We start from the raw sequence: 201 nt of genomic DNA on the forward strand, positions 1-201 counted from the left end.
AGACTATGAGGGATAAGCTTCATAGTCGAGAGGGAAACAGCCCAGACCGCCGATTAAGGTCCCGAAGTACAGGCTAAGTGGGAAAGGATGTGCAGCTGCACAGACAACCAGGATGTTGGCTTAGAAGCAGCCATCATTTAAAGAGTGCGTAATAGCTCACTGGTCGAGTGGTTGTGCGCCGAAAATGTCCGGGGCTAAGCC

The 201-nt window shown here is 51.7% G+C and carries 1 rRNA gene; it reads left to right on the forward strand.

The window, feature by feature from the left end:
• Nucleotides 1-201: ribosomal RNA gene (locus tag JDF658_RS13875) — 23S ribosomal RNA — on the forward strand; the annotation flags it as partial.

The sequence above is a fragment of the Carboxydocella sp. JDF658 genome, from assembly GCF_002049395.1.
Taxonomy (GTDB): Bacteria; Bacillota.